Below are 1,437 nucleotides of genomic sequence, written 5' to 3'. Positions count from 1 at the left end.
CCAGATAGACGCCGAAGGGGCTGACGATGCTGGGCAGCAGCACGCCCCAGTAGGTGTTGACCAGGTGGACCTGCGAGAACATCAGGTACAGCGGGATGGCGAGCAGCGGCTGCGGGATGAGCACCGCGGCGAGGACCGCGTTGAAGGTGACCTCCCGTCCGCGGAAGGAGTACTTGGCCAGGGCGTAGCCGGCCAGCGCGGAGACGAGCGTGCTCAGGGCCGCGCCGCCCGCCGCGTAGAGGGCGCTGTTGAGCAGCCAGCGCGAGAAGATGCCGCCCTGGGCGGTGAAGACCGCGCGGACGTTGTCGGCGAGCGCGAAGTCGCCGAACCAGAAGCCGTTTCCGGTGAAGAGACCGGAGCTGGTCTTGGTGGCGGATACGACCAGCCACCACACCGGCAGCAGGAAGTAGCCGGCGGCCAGCAGCATCACCGCCAGGACCAGCCAGCGGGAGAGCGCCAGCGGCGGGCGGGCGTTGCGCGCCGGGATCGCGGCGGCGGGCTTGCGGGCGGGGCGGGTGAGGGTCTGGAGCGTCACAGGGCCGCTCCCCGTCGCTGGACGAACTTCAGGAAGCCGAAGGACAGCACCAGCGTCAGCAGCGCCAGGATCACCGACTGGGTGGCGGCGTAGTTGAAGTCCCCCGAGTTGACCGCCGCGTAGGCGGCCGAGATGGGGGTGTAGTCGCTGGAGAGGTTCGGGGCGACGTTGTGCAGGATGGCCGGCTCGTTGTAGAGCTGCGCGGTTCCGATGATGGAGAACACGGTCGTCAGTACGAGGGCCGGGCGGACCATGGGGACCTTGATGCGCCAGGCGATGGCGAAGGCGGAGCAGCCGTCCATGCGGGCGGCTTCGCTCAGTTCCGCGGGGATGGCCTGCAGCGCCGCGTAGATGATCAGCATGTTGTAGCCGGTCCAGCCCCAGGTCAGCATGTTGCCGATGACGGGCGCGAGCATGCCGTCGGATGTCAGGTCCAGATCCAGGCCCAGGCTGTTCGCGGCCGCGCTGATGGGGCTGAGCCGGGGCGCCACCAGGAACGACCACATGATCGCCCCGATGACGCCGGGCAGCGCGTACGGCAGGAAGTAGGCGAGCCGGAAGAACCGCTTGAACAGGGTCTGCCGGGCATCGAGCAGCAGGGCCAGGCCGAGCGCGAGGCCCAGCATCACCGGTACCTGGACCGCGCCGATGAGCAGCACGCGCAGCAGCGAGGCGCGGAAGGCGTCGTCGCCGAGCGCGGTGAGGTAGTTGCCGAGGCCGGCGAAGCTGGTGGTGGGCTCGGTCAGGCCCAGGCCGGAGCGCTGCTGCTCGTACAGGCTCTCGCCGAGCGTGTAGGCGATGGGGGCCAGGTACAGGCACACGAACAGCGCGGCGAAGGGAAGCAGGAACAGCCAGGCGGTCCTGGCCCGGCGGCGGTTGTGCCGCCCGGAGCGGCCGGGCGG

General features: G+C 70.0%; 2 protein-coding genes. Both read right to left on the bottom strand.

Annotation, left to right across the window (positions count from 1 at the left end):
* Positions 1 to 535: carbohydrate ABC transporter permease (locus ACQKIP_RS47350; protein ID WP_427745856.1), on the bottom strand; the 535-nt coding region annotated here is incomplete at its 3' end.
* A partial coding sequence (locus ACQKIP_RS47345) for a carbohydrate ABC transporter permease (protein WP_427745855.1) occupies positions 532 to 1,437 on the bottom strand: 906 nt, incomplete at its 5' end. The genes ACQKIP_RS47345 and ACQKIP_RS47350, both read right to left, overlap by 4 nt.

Source organism: Streptomyces sp. NPDC059900 (assembly GCF_050270335.1).
Lineage (GTDB): Bacteria > Actinomycetota > Actinomycetes > Streptomycetales > Streptomycetaceae > Streptomyces.
Note: the sequence above shows the minus strand (reverse complement) of the source record. Positions and strands in the feature narration are given on the sequence as shown.